The organism is Brucella pseudogrignonensis (genome assembly GCF_032190615.1).
Taxonomy (GTDB): domain Bacteria; phylum Pseudomonadota; class Alphaproteobacteria; order Rhizobiales; family Rhizobiaceae; genus Brucella; species Brucella pseudogrignonensis_B.
Genome location: NZ_JAVLAT010000001.1, coordinates 265,135 through 282,690 on the forward strand (window position 1 = coordinate 265,135; position 17,556 = coordinate 282,690).

The window sequence follows — 17,556 nt, forward strand, 5'->3', positions numbered from 1 at the left end:
CGGATATGAGCGAGCGCCCCACAAAAAACGATTGGTCGAAACTGGCCGAAAAGGAACTGAAGCGCCCTGCCGATAGCCTTGTCTGGCACACACCCGAAGGCATTGACGTGAAGCCGCTTTACACGGCTGACGATTTGGCTCCAATCGATCATCTCGACACCCTGCCCGGTTTTGAACCGTTCCTGCGCGGTCCGCGTGCAACCATGTATGCCGGTCGCCCATGGACCATCCGGCAATATGCAGGATTTTCGACAGCCGAAGAATCGAACAACTTCTACCGCAAAGCACTTGCAGCCGGTCAGCAAGGCGTATCGGTTGCTTTTGATCTTGCGACGCATCGCGGCTATGACAGCGATCATCCGCGCGTTGAAGGCGATGTGGGTAAGGCAGGTGTGGCGATTGATTCTGTCGAGGATATGAAAATCCTCTTTGATGGCATCCCGCTTGACAAGATCTCTGTCTCCATGACGATGAATGGCGCCGTAATCCCGATCCTCGCCAATTTTATCGTGGCTGGTGAAGAACAGGGCGTTTCGCGCGACCTGCTTTCCGGCACTATTCAGAATGATATTCTCAAAGAGTTTATGGTCCGCAACACCTATATCTATCCGCCGGAACCCTCCATGCGGATTATTGCGGACATCATCGCCTATACCGCAACGGAAATGCCGAAATTCAATTCGATTTCTATCTCCGGCTATCACATGCAGGAAGCTGGTGCGACGCTGGTGCAGGAACTGGCTTTCACGCTGGCCGATGGTCGCGAATATGTGCGCGCGGCGCTCAAAAAGGGCCTCAATGTCGATGAATTTGCTGGGCGTCTGTCGTTCTTCTTCGCCATTGGCATGAACTTCTTCATGGAAATCGCCAAGCTGCGCGCAGCCCGCATGCTCTGGTCACGCATCATGAAGGAATTCGACCCAAAGAAGCCGGGCTCGCTGATGCTGCGCACCCATTGCCAAACATCCGGCGTGTCTTTGCAGGAACAAGACCCTTACAATAACATCGTACGAACGGCCTTTGAGGCTATGTCGGCGGCGCTTGGCGGCACGCAATCGCTGCACACCAATTCTTTTGACGAAGCTATTGCTTTGCCGACAGAATTTTCTGCCCGTATTGCCCGCAACACGCAGCTTATTCTGCAAAACGAAACCGGCGTTACCAAAGTTGTCGATCCGCTGGCGGGCTCCTACTACATTGAAAGCCTGACCAACGAACTCGCGGGAAAAGCTTGGGCGCTGATTGAAGAAGTCGAAGGCTTAGGCGGCATGACCAAGGCCGTTGAAAGCGGCCTGCCAAAACGATTGATCGAAGAAGCCGCCACACGCCGACAGGCTGCCGTCGACAAGGGCGAAGAGGTGATTGTCGGCGTCAACAAGTTCCGTCTGGAGCAGGAAGACAATATCGACATTCTCGAAATCGATAATACTGCCGTGCGTAATTCGCAGATCGCACGCCTCAACCGCATCAAAGAAACCCGCAACAAGGCCAAAGTCGAAGCAGCTCTCTCAGAACTGGAAAAGGTCGCAAAGACTGGTGAAGGCAATATCTTGGCGGCAGCGGTGGAGGCCTCGCGTGCACGCGCAACCGTCGGCGAAATTTCAGACGCCATGCGCAGCGCTTTCGGCGATCATGCGGCAGTGCCAAAAGTCGTAAAAGACGTCTACGGCACAGCCTATGAGAATGAGCCGGAATATTCAACGCTTGTGGAGCGCCTCGAAGAGTTCTCCAAGAACACAGGCGACAAGCCGCGTCTGATGGTGGCAAAGCTTGGTCAGGATGGACACGACCGTGGCGCAAAAATCATCGCATCTGCCTTTGGCGACATTGGTTTTGAGGTACTGGCCGGGCCTTTGTTCCAGACGCCCGATGAAGCAGCCGATATGGCAATTAAGGCAAAGGTGCATGTGCTCGGGGTGTCGTCACTCGCAGCCGGGCATAAAACTCTTCTGCCGCAGCTTGTCGAAACTCTACGCAAAAAAGGTGCTGAAAATATCATCGTCGTTTGTGGAGGCGTTGTTCCGCGTCAAGACTACCAATATCTGTTCGATCATGGTGTGTCGGCAGTCTTCGGCCCCGGAACAAATGTGCTTGATTGCGCACGAGCAGTGCTTGATCTGATGGAAGGAAAACGTCGTAATCTCTGAATAAGATCAGACGGATACGGTGCAAACAAGACTCATTTTATCAACGACTTGAGAAGCCGGACGAACTGTCCGGCTTTATTGCTTCGAGACCAATCAGTTCTTTGGCCCTGCAAACCCGGCAATGGTGGAAGATGTTACTGAAACCGGATCACTTGCCGGAAAACTATCTTCCAAGCCCTCATCAAGCTGCCGCTCCAATTCTGTTCGGTCACCGGCGCGGCGAGCACTTGGTAGCGTAATCTGGGTTTCGGGCTCAATGCCACATTCAAGACATGCCACACCAAGCGCCTCACCGAGCTTCAAAGCCGCCTTACGTATTACCGCATCACGTGGAAGCTCAGCTCCTGTATCATTCTCGACCTTAACAGTAATGCGCTCTTCGCCTTCAGTTATGAACTCCACCAGATAGGTGGCAAATCCACCAAGCGAACTGATGCGGGTTTCAATAATATCCATGATTTCACCTCCGCTTTTATCACTATGAAAACGGAACTTTGCATGGATGGTTCCGTCTAAAACTGCGGTATCTGCCTTTTCCTGCAACTTCTGATGCCTATATCCAAAAGTGTAGAAATTCATCAGAACCAGAAAGGACATCTCATGGCCATCACACGAAAGGAAGAAGCCCGTGCGCTGAATGCAGAAGAACGCGAACTGGTAGAAAAATCCCACCACCCAATTCTTCAGGAAGTTCCCGATGCCGAACTTTCGCAGCTTGCAAAGCTTTTGCGCGACCGCCGCAGCAAAGCCCGCGATCAGGCCCATCAGCGCCGCCGCGAAATGCGCGGAAAAGGAGCCGCACGAGGCGCATCGGCATCAAAAGCTGACGAAGGCTCGCATCTTAAAGTTTCAGTTCTGGCCATGGCCATGCGCCGCATCAATGCAGAAGTCGATCGCCGCCGCAGTATGTCGGCAAGCAATGATCTGGTTACAAATGCAAAAAAGGCATTGGCAACGAAAAAAGCCAATGAAAAGCCGGACAACACTTTTAACACCCGACATGCGCGCCACGGAATGCGCAATATTCCCAATGAAAAAGCAGACAGCCTCATCCGGCCAATGGAGCGTGGACGCTTGAAAAAAGCTGCTAGTGTCGCACAGGCAAAACGCGATACACGACAGGAAGCAGCAAGCTAATCAGCTTGTACCATCACCCGGAAATGAATTTCATTTTCGGGTGATTCCTATTCAAAAACAATACGTTAAATTATTTTATTAAACAATTGAGTTATAATTTTTATTCCGAGAAATGTAATCCAAAACCCTGCATTAGACGACGAATGGCATAATCCGGCTTATTCGATGTGAAGACAGCACGATCATCATGATGATGAAGTCTCTCATCAAGCTCGCGTGGCTGCAAAAGCGAAACCGTACGTCGTGCTATCGCCTCGGCAGGATCGAGCCAATCGACCGGCCAAGGTGCAAGTCGGCGAAACACATTGGCAAGGAACGGGTAATGCGTGCAGGCCAGCACGACAATGTCCGTGCGCTCACCGTCCTTTTTCACAAAGCACGGCATGATCTGCTCAACGACCAGCGCCTCATCGATTTTCTCGCCGCGAATATGTGCTTCCGCTACACCTGCAAGCTGGTCAGCTCCAACGAGCCGCACATGGCATTGCGTCGCGAAAGACTGGATAAGATCACGCGTATAGGCACGCTTGACCGTACCGGGCGTTGCAAGCACGGAGACAAGTCCCGACGAAGTGCGTTCGGCAGCAGGCTTGATCGCCGGAACAGTTCCGACAAAAGGCACCAAAGGATAAGCGCGACGCAGATCATCAAGTACCAGTGTCGAGGCTGTGTTGCAGGCGATTACCGCGATTTCAGGATCATGCTCTGCGATAAACTTGCCAAAAAGTTCGACAATGCGCGCGCGCAGCGCTTCTTCTTCCCAGTCCCCATAGGGAAAGCCGGCATCATCGGCGATATATACAAACCGCCGATCTGGCATCATAACCCGCAACTCGCGCAAAACCGTCAGACCGCCGATACCGCTGTCGAAAACCAGAACTGGTCTTTCAATCGCGATAGAAGAGTTACCGAAACGCTCTGCTGCGGATGCTGGTTTCATTCAGCCTTGTCCTCTGTTGCCGGTTTGCGCGCACGGCTTTCTGGTGCAGCCGAACCACGCGGCTTCTTGGGTGTAAACACATCAAGCGATGTGATCACGCCGCGCAGAAGCTTGAGTTCTGCCGATGCAAAACCCGCGCGCGTCAACACCGACCGCAGATTATTGACCATGATTTCTTTTTTGGCCTCAGGGCGGAAATAACCCCGAATATCAAGCGCCTCTTCCAGATGGTTGAAAAGACTCTGCAATTCCTGCTTGGGCGCTGCTTCCATTTCTGGACCACGGAATACCGTATCCGTCTCGCTCTCAAGGCCTGACTTCATCCACTCGTAGGACATGAGCAGAACAGCCTGCGCGATATTGAGCGATGCAAAGGCTGGATTAACCGGGAACGTCACCAGTTCATCCGCAAGACCAACTTCCTCATTGCTAAGGCCAAAACGCTCGCGACCGAACATAATGCCAGTCTTCTCACCGGCCCTGAAACGACGACGCAATTCGCCATTAGCTTCCACCGGGCTACGCACCTGTTTGAAGCCATCACGCTCACGCGCTGTGGTGGCATAAACGAAATTGAGATCGGCAAGTGCTGATGGGAGATCATCATAAACAACCGCATTATCGATGATATGATCCGCCTTGCTTGCAGCAGCGCGGGCTTTCTCGCTTGGAAACTCTTCACGCGGCTGCACAAGACGCAATTCGGCAAGACCAAAATTTGCCATGGCGCGCGCCACCATGCCGATGTTCTCCGGCAATTGCGGATTAACCAGAATGATCGCCGGACCTTCGGTGATCAAAGGGCGCTGTTTGTCTGTACCTGCCATGATAATTTCCGTCACTACTATATCAACACGGCGCTTCCCTGACATGTTTGACAGAGAATCGCAAAGATTCCCCTTACAAACAGGATCGAAAAATCACGTGTAGTAGCGGAATAACACCAGTCTTCGGCCCTTCCATGGCAGACTGCGCCAACCGACATCGAGTTTAACAGGGAGGACAATCATGTCCGGCAAAAAGATTCTCATGATCTGCGGTGATTTCTGCGAAGATTACGAAACCATGGTGCCGTTCCAGACGCTTCTCGCCGTTGGGCACAAGGTCCATGCGGTTTGCCCCGGTAAAAAGGCGGGCGACACCATTGCAACCGCTATTCACGACTTCGAAGGGCACCAGACCTATACTGAAAAGCCCGGCCATAATTTCACGCTCAATGCGACATTTGCCGATGTGAGGGCCGAGAGCTACGACGCGCTGGTTATTCCCGGCGGACGTGGACCAGAATATCTGCGCCTTGATGACAAAGTTATTGCAATCGTTGAGCATTTCTTTGAAGCCAACAAGCCAGTTGCAGCTGTCTGCCATGGCGCACAACTACTCGCCGCCGCGCGTGTTCTCGAAGGCCGTACCTGCTCCGCTTATCCGGCCTGCCGCCCTGAAGTTGAGCTCGCAGGCGGAACCTACGCCGATATCCCAGTCGATCAGGCAGTGACTGACGGAAACCTTGTGACGGCTCCCGCATGGCCTGCCCATCCGGCATGGCTTTCGCAGTTCCTCGCAGTTCTCGGCACAAAAATCACGCATAGCTGAGAGAGGGTCTAAACCACAGCTTTCATCATGCATGGCATTTCATTAAAAATGCCAAATCAGAGCCTTTCCGGTAAATATGCTGGAAAGGCTTTCTTGAAATGAGATGGAAGACCACATGAAACCCGCCAAAACTGTCGCTCTCTCGTTTGCTGTAAGCATCAGCGCAATTCTCTTCGGCCCAGCAAATCTCGCCAATGCGCAGGAAGCCGCTAGCGCAGAAGTGGCGGTCATTTCTGAACAATATCCGGCTCCGTCGCCGGACACCTTCGGTCAGACGCAGTTCGTGCTGTCCGGCAATCCTATTGTTCCGCCGCGCGACTACAGCAAAGGGACCATGCTTCCGTCCAAAGACGATTACCAGGCCAAAGAAAGCGGACGTATCTATGATGTTGTCTTTGCCGGCATTGAAGCAGGCAAGATGCAATTTGAAGTCAGAGGTTATTCAATTGATAGCTTGGATTTTCCGGCGAGTGGCCAGACCATAGAATTTCCCGCTGATCAACGGCAGGTAACAATCAGCGACCTCACATTCAACATTGATGAAGCAACAGCCGGAAGCATCACTTATACGGTTCAACCACTCAAGTAAGTTGCAGCCAACAGCAATCTGCGCGACACTGCCCCTCGGGAAAAACGGGAGAAAGTCATGTGCAGATTGTTCATAGGGGCGGAGCAGCAACTCTGGCAAAGCGTAACGCGTTCACTGCGTATTGATGGCGTCGTAACAAGTGTACGGCTGGAGAACTTCTTCTGGTCAGCGCTGGAAGATATTGCCGCACGTGATGACATGAGCGTCAGCCGTCTGCTCGGCAAACTCTATGAAGAATCACGCGCAGACGGTCACGACCTCGATAATTTTGCATCATTTCTGCGCGTATGCTGCGGGCGCTATCTTGCGCTTCAGGTCAATGGATTGATCCCGTCCGACAGAAAAACTGCAATCTCCACACTTGATGCAGAAGAAATCTTGCGGCGCGAAAAAGAAACTTATCGTGATCCGCACTCCGCGTGGCAAAAATCTGCGCATCACGCGGCCTGAAAAATCGCCTATAGGCCAAAGAATAAGCCTCTGACACTTTGCCTTAGCGCTTACCGATGCTATACGGGCGCGACGCATTCAATGAGAGGCATTATCAATGGCAAAAATCAAGGTTGCAAACCCGGTCGTTGAACTTGACGGCGATGAGATGACCCGCATCATCTGGCAGTTCATCAAGGACAAGCTGATCCATCCTTACCTCGACATCGATCTAAAATATTACGATCTTTCGGTCGAGCACCGCGATGCGACCAACGATCAGGTCACCATTGACGCAGCAAACGCCATCAAAGAACACGGCGTTGGCGTAAAGTGCGCAACCATAACGCCAGACGAAGCTCGCGTTGAAGAATTCAAGCTTAAGAAGATGTGGAAGTCGCCAAACGGCACCATCCGTAACATCCTCGGCGGCGTTATTTTCCGCGAACCAATCATTTGCAAAAACGTCCCTCGCCTGGTTCCAGGCTGGACACAGCCAATCATCGTTGGCCGTCATGCTTTCGGTGACCAGTACCGCGCGACCGATTTCAAATTCCCGGGCAAAGGCACGCTGTCGATCAAGTTCGTCGGTGAAGATGGCGAAACCATCGAGCACGAAGTCTATCAGGCTCCGGCTGCTGGCGTGGCAATGGCCATGTACAACCTCGACGAATCGATCCGTGAATTTGCGCGCGCTTCGCTGAACTACGGCTTGCAGCGCAACTATCCGGTTTATCTCTCGACCAAGAACACCATTCTCAAGGCTTATGACGGTCGCTTCAAGGATATCTTCGAAGAAGTCTATCAGGCTGAATTCGCTGATAAGTTCAAAGAAGTAAAGATCTGGTACGAACATCGCCTGATCGACGACATGGTTGCATCGGCTCTCAAGTGGTCGGGCGGTTATGTCTGGGCTTGTAAGAACTACGACGGCGACGTGCAGTCCGACATCGTAGCACAGGGCTTCGGCTCACTCGGCCTGATGACCTCGGTTCTGATGACGCCAGATGGCAAGACCGTTGAAGCAGAAGCTGCACACGGCACAGTGACCCGTCACTATCGCCAGCATCAGAAGGGCGAGCAAACCTCGACCAACTCAATCGCTTCGATCTTCGCATGGACCCGCGGCCTCGCACATCGTGCAAAGCTAGACGATAATGCAGAACTGAAGCGCTTTGCTGACACGCTGGAAAAGGTCTGCGTGGACACTGTCGAAAGCGGCTACATGACCAAGGATCTGGCGCTGCTTATCGGTCCAGATCAGCCATGGCTCTCGACCACTGGCTTCCTCGACAAGATCGATGAAAACCTTCAGAAGGCAATGGCTGCTTAAGCCGACCTGAATGAACAAAAAAAGCGGCGGGAATTTCCCGCCGTTTTTTATTTGTGCGTCACTATTTATCCCTCGCAAGCACAATTAGTCCTCGATAATCTGTTGTTACAGAAACAGGGAGGATTGATATGTCGACAATTCGGGCATTAACGCCGCAAGACCGCGCTGCATGGGAACCTTTATGGAAAGCCTATCAGGTCTTTTACGAAGTCGATATTCCTGCTGAAACCACCAACATTACATGGCAACGCTTCCACGATACATCAGAACCCATGCATGCTTTGGGCGCTTTCGATGACGACGGAAAACTCGTTGGTATCGTGCATGTGATTTTTCATCGCTCGTGCTGGCTGCGAAAATGGACGTGCTATCTGCAAGACCTCTATGTTGAAAACAGTCAGCGCGGAAAAGGTACAGGCGCTGCTCTGATTGAAGCTGTGGCTGATCTCGCTCGCGCCGAGGGTGCAGGCCGCCTCTATTGGCTCACACATGAAAGCAACGCCACCGCACGTCGTCTATACGATAACATCGCGCAGGCATCCGGCTTCATCCAGTATCGAAAAGCGCTTTAACGCCGAGAGACCTTCACATCAAAGCTGAAAAGCCTTTGCAAAAGCCTGCGCACCACTGGGCGAGAAGGCGATAACTCGGCCCTCTTCCCGGCGCGCCCAGCCACTATCGATGAAGTTTTTCAGAATTGCTGCACCAAGCGCACCGCCTAAGTGATTGCGTCTCTCGCTCCAGTCGAGACAATGGCGGCAGAGCGGTCGCTTGCCTTTCTGCAGCGCATCGACATCAATGCCAAGGCACGAGAAGAATGTCTTTCCTTCATCAGTAAGGAGTGGCTCGTTAGCGTCGCCCATAAGACCAAGCCTGTAAGAGGCGTCCAGCATTTCCACGCCGCGCTCGCCCGCCAGATGATCATAACAAATGCGCGCCTTACGCAGTGCATGATCTTTCGGACCTGTGCGAACACGCACGGCCCCGGTGCGCTGTGCAAGCCCCATCAGCCCTTCTAGCACCTGCGCCACATCAGTCCCTGATAGCCTGAAATACCGATGCCTGCCCTGCTTTTCAGCCACCAGCAAATTGGCAGCATCAAGTTTTGAGAGATGTCCGCTCGCAGTCTGGATCGTCACACCAGCCGCGGCAGCGAGTTCGCTTACCGTCAAAGCGCGCCCATCCATCAGCGCCGTCAACATATTTGCGCGCGCAGGATCGCCCAATAGGGCCGCAACAGAAGCTATGATTGGTCCGTCTTTCATACTTCGATGCTAACCGAAGCATGGACAACGTTCAATAAGCTAAAACCATCTCCAGAAACTTCAAAAATCAGGAGATAAAATGATTACCTGCTTCATCCGCTATCAAATCGATCCGTTCAAAGCCGACGCCTTCGCTGAATATGCGCGCAATTGGGGCCAAGCAAGCCCACGTTGCGGCGCAAACCTCATTGGCTATTTCGGTCCGCATGAAGGCTCGACCACGACCGCTTATGGTGTCTACTCCGTCGAAAATCTCGCCGCCTACGAACAATTTCGCGCACGTCTGGCCGCTGACCCAATCGGCCGGGCTAACTATGAATTCGCAAAACGTGAGCAGTTTATCCGCTCCGAAGAACGCATCTTTCTGAAGCTTCAATCAGCTCCACATGCGGAGTTTATCAAACCATGATCGCTGTCATCTTTGAAGTCTGGCCGGCAGATGAAGAACGGCGCGACCAATATCTCGATATTGCTTCTAGCCTGCGCGCTGATCTGGCAAAAATTGATGGCTTCATATCCATAGAACGTTTTCAAAGTCTGGTTGAGCCAGAAAAGCTACTGTCTCTCTCCTTCTGGCGCGACGAAGAGGCCGTGAAACAGTGGCGCAATCTTCCAACTCATCGAATAGCGCAGACGAAGGGACGTGGCGGAGTTTTTGAAAACTACCGCCTGCGTGTTGCCAATGTCGCTCGCGATTATGGGTTGGATCAACGCGAAGAAGCACCGGACGATAGCCGCAAGATGCATGCAGCATAAAAAAGGCCGGGAAAATCCCGGCCTTTTCATTCTTATATGTAATTTATCAGACGATCAGCGCTTTAACCGCTGCGACTGCATCATTTGCCTTGGTGCCATCGGGACCACCCGCCTGTGCCATATCAGGGCGACCGCCGCCACCTGCGCCACCAAGAGCGCTGGATGCCACACGCACGAGATCAACCGCACTGAAACGACCAACCAGATCTTCGGTTACAGCAGCAACAGCACTTGCTTTACCGTCTTCACCAACACCAACGAAGAGAACAACACCGGAGCCAACCTGCTTCTTGCCTTCGTCAGCAAGTGGCTTGAGATCACGTGGCGAAACGCCAGTTACAACCTTGCCGAGGAAATTGACTCCATTGACTGTTTCAACTGCGCTGCCACCATCGGAAGAACCGCCACTTAGCGCTAGCTGTCTGCGTGCTTCGGTGAGTTCGCGTTCCAGTTTCTTGCGTTCGTCAATAAGTGCGTTCACGCGATCCAGAGCTTCCGATGGCGAGGTTTTCAACACACCAGCGATTGCCTTGACGCGCTCGTCCTGTTCTTCGAGGTAAAGGCGAGCCGCCTCACCCGTTAGCGCTTCCATACGACGAACACCGGCAGCAACACCGCTGTCGGACAGAATACGGACGAGACCAATATCACCGGTCTGGCGCACATGAGTACCGCCGCAAAGTTCAACCGAATAAGCCTTACCAGCCTTTTCACCGTGCTTGGCTGTGCCCATCGAAACAACACGGACTTCATCGCCGTATTTTTCGCCAAACAGCGCCATTGCACCTTCAGCAATCGCATCATCCACCGCCATCAAGCGTGTGGTAACTTGCGCATTCTGCAGAATGATTTCGTTGGCGAGATTTTCAACAGCAGTCAGTTCCTCAGCCGAAATCGGCTTTGGATGCGAGAAGTCGAAACGCAAACGATCAGGTGCAACGAGCGAACCCTTCTGCGCAACATGCGAGCCGAGCGTTTCACGCAGCGCTTCATGCAGCAGATGGGTTGCAGAGTGGTTGGAACGAATGCGTGTACGGCGCTCACCGTCAACCTTCAGCTCAACCGCATCGCCGACCTTAGCCGAACCCTTGGTGACTTCGCCAATATGGACAAAGAGGCCTTCGCCTTTTTTGAGCGTTTCGCGAACAGCAATGACAAAACCTTCGCCGGAGATCGTACCCGTATCGCCTTGCTGACCACCGGATTCGCCATAGAATGGCGTCTGGTTGACAACGACGGATACGGTTTCACCTTCAGCAGCCGATGATACTTCTGCACCATCGCGCACGAGAGCGGAAATAACGCCTTCAGCACTTTCGGTTTCATAGCCGAGGAATTCGGTCGCGCCGACCTTATCCTTGATACCAAACCAGATGGTTTCGGCTGCAGCTTCGCCCGAACCCGTCCAGTTGGCGCGTGCTTCCGCCTTCTGTCGCTGCATAGCAGTGTTGAAGCCATTGGTGTCAACGGTTACACCGCGCTGGCGCAAAGCGTCCTGCGTCAGATCAAGTGGGAAACCATAAGTATCGTAAAGCTTGAACGCGGTTTCGCCATCGAGACGATCACCTTCAACCAGATTTTCCGAAGCATCAGAAAGCAGGCCGAGACCGCGTTCCAATGTCTTGCGGAAACGGGTTTCTTCCAGCTTAAGCGTTTCTGAAATCAGCGCTTCTGCGCGGATGAGTTCCGGATAAGCCTGACCCATTTCACGGATCAGCGCTGGCAGCAGACGCCACATCAATGGCTGGCTGGCACCGAGCAGTTGCGCATGACGCATGGCGCGGCGCATAATGCGGCGCAGCACATAACCGCGACCTTCATTCGACGGCAAAACACCATCGGCAATCAGGAAGCTTGATGCACGCAGATGGTCTGCAATCACGCGATGGCTGGCGCGGAAATCACCTTCAGCCTTAACGCCTGTTGCTTCTTCGGAAGCACGGATCAGCGCCTTGAAAAGATCAATGTCGTAATTGTCGTGTACGCCCTGAAGTACGGCCGCAACACGCTCAAGACCCATGCCCGTATCAATCGACGGACGTGGCAAATCAATGCGCTGATCAGGTGTAACCTGCTCGAACTGCATGAAAACGAGGTTCCAGATTTCAATGAAACGATCGCCATCTTCATCAGCCGATCCTGGAGGTCCACCCCAGATATGATCCCCATGATCGTAGAAAATTTCCGAGCAAGGACCGCAAGGGCCGGTATCGCCCATCGCCCAGAAATTATCATTCGTGGCAATGCGGATGATACGACCATCCGAAAGACCGGCAATCTTCTTCCAGAAATTCGCTGCGTCATCATCCGTATGATAAACTGTGACCAGCAGTTTGTCCTTGTTAAGGCCAAACTCCTTGGTGATCAGATTCCATGCATGCGCGATCGCCTCTTCCTTGAAGTAATCGCCGAAAGAAAAGTTACCCAGCATTTCAAAGAATGTGTGGTGGCGTGCTGTATAGCCCACATTATCCAGATCGTTATGCTTGCCGCCAGCACGCACACATTTCTGCGACGTAGTTGCGCGGCTGTAAGGGCGCTGTTCAAGACCAGTGAAAACATTCTTGAACTGCACCATGCCCGCATTGGTGAACATCAGCGTCGGGTCGTTTCGAGGAACGAGCGGACTTGATGAAACGACTTCATGTCCGTTCTTACGGAAATAGTCGAGGAATGTGGACCTTATCTCGTTGACGCCAGCCATAATTCACCCTTGGACATTTTCTGCCCTGCATGAGATGCGCAATCGAAAACGCATCAATTATATAATCTCCACCCGCAGGAATACGGCATTTAACGGCTTGATCTGCCGCCACGCTTCGACTGCCCGATAATGGAAAGTCCTTGAGGTGGAATTTCGGTTGTCCGCTTTTAACGGGGCACTGCTTTTCTGTCCAGATAAGCAGTGTGCGCTATAAAAGCAATTTCTGCCGCAAATGCAGAAAACGGCAACTATGCAACAGTATTGGGCTTAAAAAGCAAAAGCCCCACACTTTAGTGCAGGGCTTTCTCTATTTCATATCAACGCAAAGCTTATGCTTCAGCTGCATCCGGACCATCATCAGATTCCGGACCACCATCTTCAATGAACTTCTCAGCGATGAGACCTGCATTTTGACGAAGTGTCGTTTCAATCTCTTTTGCGACTTCCGGATTGTCTTTCAGGTACTGCTTGGCGTTTTCACGGCCCTGCCCCAGACGCTGCGAATTATAAGAGAACCAAGCGCCCGACTTTTCGACAATACCAGCCTTCACACCAAGATCGACCAATTCGCCTGTCTTAGAAACACCGGCACCATACATGATGTCGAACTCTACCTGCTTGAAAGGAGGGGCAAGCTTGTTCTTGACCACCTTGACGCGGGTTTGGTTGCCAACAACTTCATCACGCTCCTTGATAGAACCGATGCGCCGAATATCAAGACGCACCGAAGCATAGAACTTGAGCGCATTACCGCCGGTTGTCGTTTCAGGCGATCCGAACATCACGCCGATCTTCATGCGAATCTGATTGATGAAGATGACCATGCAATTCGAACGCGAGATCGAAGCTGTGAGCTTACGCAGTGCCTGACTCATCAGGCGGGCCTGAAGCCCTGGCAGAGAATCACCCATTTCGCCTTCAATTTCAGCGCGCGGTGTAAGAGCCGCAACCGAGTCGACGACGAGAACGTCAATCGCACCAGAACGCACCAGCGTATCGGTGATTTCGAGCGCCTGCTCGCCCGTATCGGGCTGCGAAATCAGGAGGTTTTCTAGATCAACGCCGAGCTTGCGTGCATAAACAGGATCAAGTGCATGTTCCGCGTCAACGAATGCGCAGATACCGCCTTTTCTCTGTGCTTCTGCAATCGTATGCAGCGCTAGCGTCGTCTTACCCGAGCTTTCAGGGCCATAAATTTCTACGATACGTCCCTTGGGCAGACCGCCGACGCCCAATGCAATATCCAAAGAAAGCGAGCCTGTTGGCACAGTCTCAATATCAACGACCTCGTTCTGACCGAGCCGCATGATAGAGCCCTTGCCGAACGCACGTTCAATTTGCGACAACGCCGCATCCAGAGCCTTAGTCTTATCCACTGAATTATCCTCAACGAGTCGCAATGATTTCTGAGACATCTTACACCATCCTCTTGTCTCGCTAGAAGCCCATCGGGCTTATCGCCAATATCTATTTGTATCTGTTTTGTTCTCATTTTGCAATAAGCTCAAGTTATTGTTTTTAAACAAATAAGATTTTTTGTTCTTTTATTGTTCTTATATATTAGAAAGCTATAATCTTAAAAACTGTCCACGCTTTAGTTGCAAAAAGCATGGAAATTTACTGCTCGATTCGCTGCTCACAAATGAAAACGCAGCCCTTCTTTCGAAAGACTGCGCCAAATCGCTTAAAAATACTAACTTCGAATTACTGCTGTACGCCGCGCAGCGGAGAAATCTGAATTTCCACACGACGATTCTGTGCACGGCCTTCCGGCGTTGCGTTGCTGGCGACTGGCTGACTTGCGCCATAGCCGATAACTGCGAAGCGGCGTGGATCAATGCCCTGCGAGCCGAGATAGCTTGCAACGGAGGCTGCACGGCGCTGCGACAGGCCCTGATTGTAGCTCGCGCTACCGGTCGAGTCGGTAAAGCCATATACATCAACCAGTGTCTGATTGAATTTGCGCAAGACAATCGCGACCGAGTTCAGAGTTGGATAAAACTGGCTTTTCACCTGATCCTGATCGGTATCAAATGTAATCGCTGAAGGCATGTTGAGGATAATCTGATCGCCATTACGGGTCACGGAAACACCAGTACCCTGCAACTGATTACGCAACTCGGATTCCTGACGATCCATGTAATTACCGATAGCACCGCCACCAAGCGCACCAATACCGGCACCGATCAGAACCGCATTACGCTGTGCGCGGCTGGAACCACCAACCATCAGGCCGCCGAGCGCACCAACGGCAGCACCGATAGCCGCGCCTCCAGCAGTGTTCGACATCTTTTCCTGGCCCGTATATGGGTCAGTCGATGTACAGCCTGCCAGAAATGTGGCCCCGATAAAGACAATTCCAAGTTTCTTCAGCATAAAAAACGTCATCCTCAATGTTAGATTCGCCGCGAATGATAACTTCGAATACGGCTGGATGGTGGCCTTAAATCCCTTTATCGCCAATTTTACAGCACATTCCAAGCCATTTTAGCCCATACGCCCACAAGAACGCAGCTGGGTCGCATAGCGGCTGGCCATGTTCTGAGCGCGTTTGGCTCCGTTCAGGGCTGTCGAGTTATTACGCCAGACACCGCGGGGATAACCGCCATGGCCCGAATAATAGGCGAGATAGAGCCTGTAAGCATCATTACGGTTAATGCCATTTCTCCGGCTACTTTCATTATGATACCAGCCGATGAAATGAATAGCGTCACCAAAATTGCTGCGCGATGCAGTCCAGCGCCCTGTTTCGCGCTTGTAGCGATCCCAAGTTCCATTGAGCGCCTGCGAATAGCCATAGGCGCTTGAAGCGCGCTTCCATGGAATAAAGCCGAACAGCTTTGTGCGTGGCGGACGCGCATACGGACGGAAACCAGATTCGGTATAAATCGTCGCCATTAAAACATGCACCGGAACGCCAAATTCACGCGAAACCCGCGTTGCATCCGATTGCCAGTTATTAATCCAGCCGTCGCGCTGGTCAAAAACAGCGCAAACATTGCTGACCTGCCGAGGCGCAGTTGCACAACCACCAAGAATAACGAGCGCAACGAGCATCAATACGCGCGTCATGGACAAACCTCGTAGAAATTATAAATTTTGATGAATTTTAAACATTAAGTACAACTTAAGCTAAGTGTCTGATCTGTATATGGTTACCAGATTGTTTAAGCATACCGCTTTGAGTTGCCGGATCGTTGTATTTATTGGAAAATAAATGAAGGACGCGACCTGTGGAATAAAGCCATAGGTTGCAATCTTCTTCGCTCTAAGCTGATAGATGAAGGCCGAAATGTGACTATAAGGCCGCGCGAATAGTTTTAAATGTAGCGGTCGGCGTTCATCGGCGCCCCTGACGCTCAGCTCTTAAACGCGACCAGTAATCGAGACGCTTACGAATTTCACGCTCAAAGCCACGCTCCGGTGGATCGTAGAAAACCTGTCGCCCCATAGCCTCCGGGAAATAGTCTTGCCCAGAGAAAGCGTCAGGCTGATCATGGTCATAAGCATAGCCATCACCATAACCTTCACTTTTCATAAGCTTGGTCGGCGCATTAAGAATGTGCTTTGGTGGTAAGAGAGAACCATTCTCCTTTGCCGCACGCATCGAAGCTTTATAGGCCATATAAACAGCATTGGATTTTGGAGCGGTTGCCAGATAAACGCAGGCCTGTGCCAAGGCCAGCTCGCCTTCCGGAGAGCCGAGATAATCGTAAGCATCCTTCGCCGCATTGCAGATCGCAAGCGCTTGCGGATCGGCAAGACCGATGTCCTCCACTGCCATGCGAACCAGCCGACGCCCCAGATAAAGCGGATCTTCTCCTGCATCAAACATGCGGCAGAGATAATAGAGTGCTGCGTCAGGGTCAGACCCACGCACGGATTTATGCAGCGCGGAAATAAGGTTGTAATGGCCGTCCTGTCCTTTGTCATAAACGGGCGCACGGCGCTGCACGACATCCTGCAACTTTTCCGCATCAAATATCTCGCCCGGTCGGGCAGCCCGCCATACTTCTTCTGCAAGTGTTAAAGATGCGCGGCCATCGCCATCCGCCATGCGAATAAGGCTAGCGCGTGCTTCTTCATCAAGCGGTAAGGGACGCTCTTCCTGCTCTTCAGCGCGTGTCAGAAGTGTCGCAATACTCAATGCGTCATGCGGATGAAAAGTTAGCACCCTCGCCCGAGACAGCAAAGCGGCGTTGAGTTCAAAGGATGGATTTTCTGTCGTCGCACCAATCAGAATAACGGTGCCATCTTCCATCACAGGAAGAAAACTATCCTGTTGCGCACGATTGAAACGATGAATCTCGTCCACAAACAACAGAGTTTGGCGACCAGACATGCGGCGCGCACGCGCAGCCTCAAAGACTTTCTTAAGATCAGCTACACCGGAAAAAATCGCTGAAATCTGCTCGAACGCAAGCTCGGTTTCGCCTGCGAGCAATCGTGCAACAGTGGTTTTGCCAGTTCCAGGAGGGCCCCAGAAAATCATAGACCCGAGCGAGCCAGAGGCGATCATCCGTGTGAGAATGCCTTCTGGACCAGTTAGATGTTCCTGCCCCGTTACTTCCGACAGTTCGCGCGGACGAAGGCGATCGGCAAGCGGCCTGTTACGGTCGGCATTCGGATCAGCCGCAGTGGAAAATAGATCGCTCATTTCGCT

The 17,556-nt window shown here is 52.2% G+C and carries 18 protein-coding genes; 9 read left to right on the forward strand and 9 right to left on the reverse strand.

Translation table 11 applies throughout. The features are described 5' to 3' along the window. The first annotated feature begins 5 nt into the window (after positions 1–5). The gene (gene scpA, locus RI570_RS01290) at positions 6–2,147 is read left to right on the forward strand and encodes a methylmalonyl-CoA mutase (protein ID WP_313826607.1); all 2,142 of its coding nucleotides are present in this window, start codon (positions 6–8) and stop codon (positions 2,145–2,147) included. 93 nt (positions 2,148–2,240) lie between these two features. Here scpA and RI570_RS01295 read toward each other — a convergent pair whose 3' ends face one another. Continuing rightward, positions 2,241–2,603, reverse strand: coding sequence for a hypothetical protein (locus tag RI570_RS01295; RefSeq protein ID WP_313826608.1), 363 nt, complete (start codon positions 2,601–2,603; stop codon positions 2,241–2,243). A 144-nt stretch (positions 2,604–2,747) separates the two neighbouring features. On the opposite strand from RI570_RS01295, the gene RI570_RS01300 reads away from it, so the two are divergent. Next, on the forward strand, positions 2,748–3,284 hold the full coding sequence (locus tag RI570_RS01300) for a hypothetical protein (protein WP_313826609.1): 537 nt from the start codon (positions 2,748–2,750) through the stop codon (positions 3,282–3,284). 100 nt (positions 3,285–3,384) lie between these two features. Here the strand turns inward: RI570_RS01300 and murI are convergent, their stop codons facing one another. Together murI and RI570_RS01310 are read right to left on the reverse strand one after the other, a co-directional pair. Further along, positions 3,385–4,224 (reverse strand): glutamate racemase, encoded by an 840-nt coding sequence (murI, locus tag RI570_RS01305; RefSeq protein ID WP_313826610.1) that lies wholly within the window; start codon positions 4,222–4,224, stop codon positions 3,385–3,387. Continuing rightward, a complete protein-coding gene (locus RI570_RS01310) occupies positions 4,221–5,051 on the reverse strand; it encodes an RNA methyltransferase (RefSeq protein ID WP_313826611.1) in 831 nt (276 codons plus the stop codon). Before RI570_RS01310 ends, murI begins: the two co-directional genes overlap by 4 nt. 181 nt (positions 5,052–5,232) lie before the next feature. On the opposite strand from RI570_RS01310, the gene RI570_RS01315 reads away from it, so the two are divergent. The 5 genes from RI570_RS01315 (at position 5,233) to RI570_RS01335 (ending at position 8,740) form a co-directional block, all read left to right on the forward strand. Continuing rightward, positions 5,233–5,817 carry a DJ-1/PfpI family protein gene (locus RI570_RS01315; RefSeq protein ID WP_313826612.1) on the forward strand — a complete coding sequence of 195 codons (585 nt, stop codon included), beginning with the start codon at positions 5,233–5,235 and terminating at the stop codon, positions 5,815–5,817. Positions 5,818–5,932: 115 nt separating this feature from the next. Further along, on the forward strand, positions 5,933–6,406 hold the full coding sequence (locus tag RI570_RS01320) for a hypothetical protein (RefSeq protein ID WP_313826613.1): 474 nt from the start codon (positions 5,933–5,935) through the stop codon (positions 6,404–6,406). 57 nt (positions 6,407–6,463) lie between these two features. After that, the gene (locus RI570_RS01325) at positions 6,464–6,856 is read left to right on the forward strand and encodes a ribbon-helix-helix domain-containing protein (RefSeq protein ID WP_313826614.1); all 393 of its coding nucleotides are present in this window, start codon (positions 6,464–6,466) and stop codon (positions 6,854–6,856) included. A 97-nt stretch (positions 6,857–6,953) separates the two neighbouring features. After that, complete coding sequence (locus RI570_RS01330) at positions 6,954–8,168, forward strand: NADP-dependent isocitrate dehydrogenase (protein ID WP_313826615.1); 1,215 nt, start codon at positions 6,954–6,956, stop codon at positions 8,166–8,168. 128 nt (positions 8,169–8,296) lie between these two features. Next, positions 8,297–8,740, forward strand: coding sequence for a GNAT family N-acetyltransferase (locus RI570_RS01335; RefSeq protein ID WP_313826616.1), 444 nt, complete (start codon positions 8,297–8,299; stop codon positions 8,738–8,740). Between the two features lie 18 nt (positions 8,741–8,758). On the opposite strand, the gene RI570_RS01340 is transcribed toward RI570_RS01335, so the two are convergent. Continuing rightward, complete coding sequence (locus RI570_RS01340; RefSeq protein WP_313826617.1) at positions 8,759–9,433, reverse strand: helix-turn-helix transcriptional regulator; 675 nt, start codon at positions 9,431–9,433, stop codon at positions 8,759–8,761. 79 nt (positions 9,434–9,512) lie between these two features. Between RI570_RS01340 and RI570_RS01345 the strand changes: the two genes are divergently transcribed. Both RI570_RS01345 and RI570_RS01350 read left to right on the forward strand, forming a co-directional pair. Further along, a complete protein-coding gene (locus RI570_RS01345; RefSeq protein WP_250040966.1) occupies positions 9,513–9,842 on the forward strand; it encodes an NIPSNAP family protein in 330 nt (109 codons plus the stop codon). Beyond that, complete coding sequence (locus tag RI570_RS01350) at positions 9,839–10,189, forward strand: antibiotic biosynthesis monooxygenase (protein ID WP_313826618.1); 351 nt, start codon at positions 9,839–9,841, stop codon at positions 10,187–10,189. Before RI570_RS01345 ends, RI570_RS01350 begins: the two co-directional genes overlap by 4 nt. A gap of 46 nt (positions 10,190–10,235) precedes the next feature. Here RI570_RS01350 and alaS read toward each other — a convergent pair whose 3' ends face one another. From alaS to RI570_RS01375, 5 genes are all read right to left on the reverse strand, one after another. Further along, the gene (gene alaS / locus RI570_RS01355; RefSeq protein ID WP_313826619.1) at positions 10,236–12,893 is read right to left on the reverse strand and encodes an alanine--tRNA ligase; all 2,658 of its coding nucleotides are present in this window, start codon (positions 12,891–12,893) and stop codon (positions 10,236–10,238) included. Between the two features lie 329 nt (positions 12,894–13,222). Beyond that, entirely contained in the window at positions 13,223–14,308 is a 1,086-nt protein-coding gene (gene recA, locus RI570_RS01360) for a recombinase RecA (protein WP_313826620.1), read from the reverse strand. Between the two features lie 289 nt (positions 14,309–14,597). After that, positions 14,598–15,269 (reverse strand): OmpA family protein, encoded by a 672-nt coding sequence (locus tag RI570_RS01365; protein WP_250040970.1) that lies wholly within the window; start codon positions 15,267–15,269, stop codon positions 14,598–14,600. Positions 15,270–15,380: 111 nt separating this feature from the next. After that, the gene (locus RI570_RS01370; protein WP_313826621.1) at positions 15,381–15,965 is read right to left on the reverse strand and encodes a hypothetical protein; all 585 of its coding nucleotides are present in this window, start codon (positions 15,963–15,965) and stop codon (positions 15,381–15,383) included. A gap of 268 nt (positions 15,966–16,233) precedes the next feature. After that, entirely contained in the window at positions 16,234–17,550 is a 1,317-nt protein-coding gene (locus RI570_RS01375) for a replication-associated recombination protein A (protein ID WP_313826622.1), read from the reverse strand. Positions 17,551–17,556 lie beyond the last annotated feature (6 nt).